Below are 5,745 nucleotides of genomic sequence, written 5' to 3' on the forward strand. Positions count from 1 at the left end.
CTTAATGTGTTGGCACTTTGACTTTGACTCGGCATAGTTTGAACGGTAGACCCGATCAAGTCTGCATTTCACGAGTGATTTGGGATTGCTTTAGTTCTTAGTTCTTGGTTCTTAGTTCTTAGCTTTTGATTGACGACTAACCGCTAACCACTAATCACTAATCACCGCATTCTCACAACCCAAATAGGATAGTTATCGGTGTAATTTATCGGTGTAATTAATAACAAATTGCTCTTTGAGTGCTACAGATCTGGGAGAGCAACCTAAATCCCTCACTGGTGGGTGACTTCAAGCCAAAGCAGTCTCGGATTCTCAAAGTCCCCCAGACTGGGGGATTTAGGGGGCGAAGGATCTGTAGCATTCACAAATTGATTTGGTATCACAACACGGCTAATGGTTTGCTCAGGTTTTTCGCTTAACAAATTCATGCCTAATCGCAATATTATTGTTATTGGAGCCTCAGCCGGAGGGGTCGAAACGCTGACTCAGCTAGTTAGCGCGCTGCCTAAAGATCTATCTGCTGTGATTTTTGTGACCGTGCATTTTCCATCCTATGGGACTAGCGTGCTACCCCAAATTCTCGATCGCTGTGCCACCTTGCCTGCCTTTCACCCCAAAGATGGTGACCCGATCGAGCTAGGAAAAATTTATGTCGCACCGCCGGACTATCATCTCGTGTTACACAATCACCGCATTCGTCTGAGTCGTGGCCCGCGCGAAAATGGGCATCGTCCTGCGATCGATGTTTTGTTTCGGTCAGCGGCCCATTCCTACGGTCAGCGAGTAGTCGGCGTAATTTTGTCAGGGCTGCTTGATGATGGCACCGCCGGACTCAAAGTAATCAAAGAGCGGGGCGGGATGGCGATCGTTCAAAACCCTGACGAAGCTTCGTTTGATGGCATGGTGCGAAGTGCGATCGAGAATGTAAAGGTTGACCTGGTTTTGAATGTCAGCGACATTGCGCTGCGGTTGGTTGCTTTGAGTCAGGAGACTGTAAGAGAGGATGATTCGATGTCCGACAATTTTGAGCGAGAAGTAGAAGTCGTCGCGACTAGCAAGGCCGATCTGGAGCAGGGAAAGCACCCCCAAACGACCCCTTCGATGGTCACCTGTCCTGACTGTGGTGGGGTGTTGTGGGAAGTAAAAACCAATAACTTGATTCGCTATCGCTGTCACGTTGGGCATGTCTATTCGAGTGATAGTTTGCTCTCTGAGCAGGCGAGTCTGGTCGAAACGTCTCTCTGGTCGGCAATTCGGGCCCTCGAAGAAAAAGCGGCTCTGGCAAGACGAATGGCAAAGCAGGCCCGCGATCAAAATCGACTCTTGTCAGAAGCCCAATTTTTAGCCCGCGCTGACGAAGCCAAACAGCAAGCCGATGTTGTAAGACGAGTTGTGGCCGAGCAGACCGATAAGGTTAGCAACAAGCGAAATGGAGATTTACTTCACGAGCGAGATGGACAGTTCGGTTAGTGCAAATTCGATGAACTTCTCCGCAGATCTGAGAACGCCCCCTAACCCCATGAGTGAGGGACTTTGAACCGGAAATCTTCGTAGGTTGGTATTGAGCAACGCGAAACCCAACAGCAGCCTTTCTACCGTTGCTAACGTTGGGTGTCACCAGGTTCAAGCCAACCTACCTGAAAAGATTTGTCAGTCAATCAGGGGATGACTCTGTGGGAAGTGTTAATCTTTTCGCCCCCTAAATCCCCCAAATTGGGGGACTTTGAACCTTGGGGTTCCCTCCGTTAAATCCTCCAAAATTGGGGGACTTTGAACGAGAGATCTTGTCCGAAAGTCTCTCAGAATTGGCAGCTTGGGGGGCAGAAGTGCTGAAGAACGGAGTGGAAAAACTCTATCGAATTCACGTTAATATATGATTCGCGATCGCTCCTTTGTCACCCTGTTTGGGCACTTGATTGTTAAAATATAGATACATCTTTTTTGTACGATTACTTGAACGCAGACTCTTGTAAGTTGTTTCCGGGTGCTGCGTTTGATGTAGTTGTGGTAGCTACTTCTAAAGGCGGGCTTAATGCGCTAAATCAACTATTTATTCATCTCCCCGCCAGCTTTCCGATCGCGCTAGTTGTGGTTCAGCATCTCGCGCCCAACGCAATGCCTGCAATCTTGCCCCACTTGCTCCGTCGCCAAACGGTTCTCAATGTCAAGGCAGCGATCGCTGGAGATCGGTTACAAGCAGGCACTATCTACGTTCCGCCTCCCGATTGGCATATTCAGATTAATGCGGTAGGGGCGATCGAGCTATCCCAAACAGATCGGGTCAACTTTACTCGTCCCGCTGCGGATGTATTATTTGCGTCGGTTGCAGAAAACTTTAGGGATCGAGCGATCGCCATCGTTTTAACCGGGACAGGGCAAGATGGAGCCGCCGGACTTTTGCAAATCAAACAAATGGGCGGGACAACGATCGTTCAAGATCGAGCATCGTCCGAATATTTTGCAATGCCCAACGCCGCAATTCAGACTCAGGCGGTTGATCAAGTTCTTCCATTGCCACAGATTGCCGCTACGCTAATTAAGCTAGTTTGTGGGACTGAAGGCGAGCTTCTTCGTTCCGCTTCGCCAGGAGGTATTTAAGGTTTCTTTGCAGAGGAGCATCCCTAATTGTGCAAAATCTCGGATTGCCCTCCTCACGAAGTGGGGCGAGAGCTTTGCCAGCCCCTCTTCCCAGAGAGCTACCGTGTACACACAAGTTGATTGATCTGTCATTGCCGAGACCCTTCGCCCCCTAAATCCCCCATGCTGGGGGACTTTGAATGCTAGGCAATCTCTCTGGGTCAAAGTCCCCCAGATTGGGGGATTCAGGGGGCTGAAGCCGATTGAAACGAAGCGACTCCGGACTTGTGTGTACCCGGTAGCTTCCCAGAGAGAAGCCAGATCTCTTGTTCCCGCTCCTGGGGGAGAGGGTGAGGGCAAAAAGACTGTGCTACATAATTGGGATGCTCCCCCTTAATCTCCCTTCAAAAGAGGGACGTTGATCAGAAAGTTGCATATTGCCTGTATAACGTAAATAATTCTTTCATCTCTTCAAAAAGACATTCCAGTTCCCAATACCAAATCAATTTGTGAATGCTACAGATCCTTCGCCCCCTAAATCTCCCATTCTGGGGGACTTTGAGAATCCGAGACTTCTTTGGCTTGAAGTCACCCACCAGTGAGGGATTTAACGTCAGTTCGATGAACGCTTCGCTTCGCTTTTAGATCCAGGAACGCCCCCTAAATCCCCCACGAGTGAGGGACTTTGAACCAGAATTCCTCTCTGAAAGTCCCCCAAAATTGGGGGGTTGGGGGGCAAAAGCCGTGAACAACGAAGCGAAAAAACTCTCATCGAATTCACGTGGATTTAGGTTGCTCTCCCAGATCTGTAGCACTCAAAGATCAATTTAGTACAACATTTCTATGAGTAGTGACAATTACAACCCCGACTTTGAGACCCTATTAGAGTATTTAAAACAGAGTCGAGGCTTTGATTTTACGGGTTACAAACGGTCTACTTTGATGCGTCGTGTCATCAAGCGGATGCAATCCATAAATATCGAAAGTTACACTGGCTATCTCAACTACTTAGAAGTCCATCCCGAAGAATTTAACTTCTTATTCAACACTTTGTTGATTAATGTGACTGCATTTTTTCGCGATCGCCCCACCTGGGATTACCTATCTGACGAAATAATTCCGCTGATTTTGGCGCGTCGAGAAGCAAACCAACAAATTCGCGTTTGGAGTGCGGGCTGCGCTTCTGGAGAAGAAGCCTACTCGATCGCAATGGTTTTGGCTGACACGCTTGGACTGAGTGACTTTAGAGAGCACGTCAAAGTCTATGCCACCGATGTAGACGAAGAAGCCTTAAGTCAAGCTCGTCAAGCCATCTATCCGCCCGAAAGCCTGGAAGCAGTGTCTAGCAGTCAGTTGGCGCAATATTTCGACCCCACCGCCGACAATCGCTATGTTGTCCGAGAAGAGTTGCGGCGATCGGTGATTTTTGGGCGTTTGGATCTGATTCAAGATGCTCCGATCTCTAAACTCAACTTATTAATGTGCCGCAATACGTTGATGTACTTTAATGCAGAAACCCAGGAGAGAATTCTCAACCGCTTTCATTTTGCACTGCGAAACGACGGCTTTCTCTTTCTCGGCAAAGCAGAAATGCTGATCACGCATTCCAATATTTTTGCGCCGATCGATCTGAGATGCCGCGTTTTTAGTAAAGTCGCCAAGCTCAAGGTGCGTGATCACCTGCTAGGAATGACTTCTACAGACGATGGTGAAACGGTCGATCAGCTTCCTAATCAATTACGTCTCAGAGAGGCAGCGTTTGAGATGGGAACCTTAGCAACCTTGATCATCGATCCCGACGGGCGACTTGCTTTAGCCAACAAATCTGCCAAAACTTTGTTTAACCTGAGCGCCCGTGATCTCGATCGTCCGCTTCAAGATCTCGAAGTTTCTTATCGCCCGGTGGAGTTGCGATCGTGTATCGAGCGAGCCTACCAAACTCGTCAAACCGTCAATATCAGTAATGTCGCTTACCCCGTGGGTCAAGGCGAAGTCATGACATTCAATGTGCAAGTTTCACCTTTGTTTGATGCAGATCAAATCTTAGGCATCAGCATTACGTTCATCGATGTCAGCCACTACAAACGCCTCCAAGCAGAACTTGAACACGCCAACCAGGAACTCGAAACCGCCTACGAAGAACTCCAATCGACCAACGAAGAACTCGAAACCACCAACGAAGAACTCCAATCGACCAACGAAGAACTCGAAACCATGAATGAAGAACTGCATTCGACCAACGAAGAATTGCAGACCGTCAACGACGAACTTCAGCGCAGCACCGAGGACTTAAATCACAGCAATGCCTTTCTAGAATCAATTTTGTCCAGCTTAAAAGGCGGAGTTGTGGTCGTCGATCGCAATCTCCAAGTGCAAGTCTGGAACGATAAAGCCGAAGATCTGTGGGGGCTGAGAATGACAGAAGCCCTGGGACAAAACTTTCTCAATCTCGACATTGGGCTTCCGGTTGAGCAACTGGTGCAAGCCCTGCGGGGCTGTCTCATTGAGCAATATCTCGACGGCATTAAGCTAACCCTGGAGGCAGTCAACCGTCGTGGCAGAAGGATTTGTTGTCAGGTCAGGTGTACTCCGCTGATGGGGGTCGATCGCCAACCCCAGGGGGTCATTCTTCTCATGGAAGAACAAAGCGAAGAAGAAATAAGCGAAACAGTCACCAGTGATAACCCAGACGAAAATTTAGCGTAGTTTTCCCGATCCATCCTCCTACACTGAGATAACCAAAATGCCATTACAGGAACCTTTCAACTCACGCGACCAATCATCGTTCAATGTCTAATTGATAATGCCTAATTGATAATGTAGGCAATGTGCAACTTTCTAATCAACGTCCCCCTTTTGAATGCCGTGTAGACACACGTCGATCGATCTCTGTCATTGCTGAGATCTTTCGCCCCCTAAATCCCCCAAAAATGGGGGACTTTGAGCCGTCGTCATGGCTTTGAACTTTGGCAATCTTTCCTTTGTCAAAGTCCCCCAGCATGGGGGATTTAGGGGGCGTTCCTGGCTTTGAACTTTGGCAATCTTTCCTTTGTCAAAGTCCCCCAGCATGGGGGATTTAGGGGGCGAAGTAACTTGGCAATAAACGATCTTATTTAACGTGAATTCGATGAGAGTTTTTCCGCTTCGTTGTTCACGGCTTTTGCCCCC

Annotated in this window: 3 protein-coding genes; all 3 read left to right on the top strand. The window is 48.4% G+C overall.

Going from position 1 to position 5,745, the window contains the following annotated elements:
- Positions 1-426 precede the first annotated feature (426 nt).
- The 3 genes from ACJ2PR_RS34760 to ACJ2PR_RS34770 all read left to right on the top strand — a co-directional run bounded on the left by ACJ2PR_RS34760 (position 427) and on the right by ACJ2PR_RS34770 (position 5,283).
- Positions 427-1,470, top strand: a complete 1,044-nt coding sequence (locus ACJ2PR_RS34760) for a chemotaxis protein CheB (RefSeq protein ID WP_446880472.1) — start codon at positions 427-429, stop codon at positions 1,468-1,470.
- 483 nt (positions 1,471-1,953) lie between these two features.
- Positions 1,954-2,598, top strand: a complete 645-nt coding sequence (locus ACJ2PR_RS34765; protein ID WP_446880473.1) for a chemotaxis protein CheB — start codon at positions 1,954-1,956, stop codon at positions 2,596-2,598.
- Between the two features lie 822 nt (positions 2,599-3,420).
- Positions 3,421-5,283 carry a CheR family methyltransferase gene (locus ACJ2PR_RS34770; protein WP_446880474.1) on the top strand — a complete coding sequence of 621 codons (1,863 nt, stop codon included), beginning with the start codon at positions 3,421-3,423 and terminating at the stop codon, positions 5,281-5,283.
- The last annotated feature ends 462 nt before the right edge of the window (positions 5,284-5,745 follow it).

Source organism: Phormidesmis sp. 146-33 (assembly GCF_052939515.1).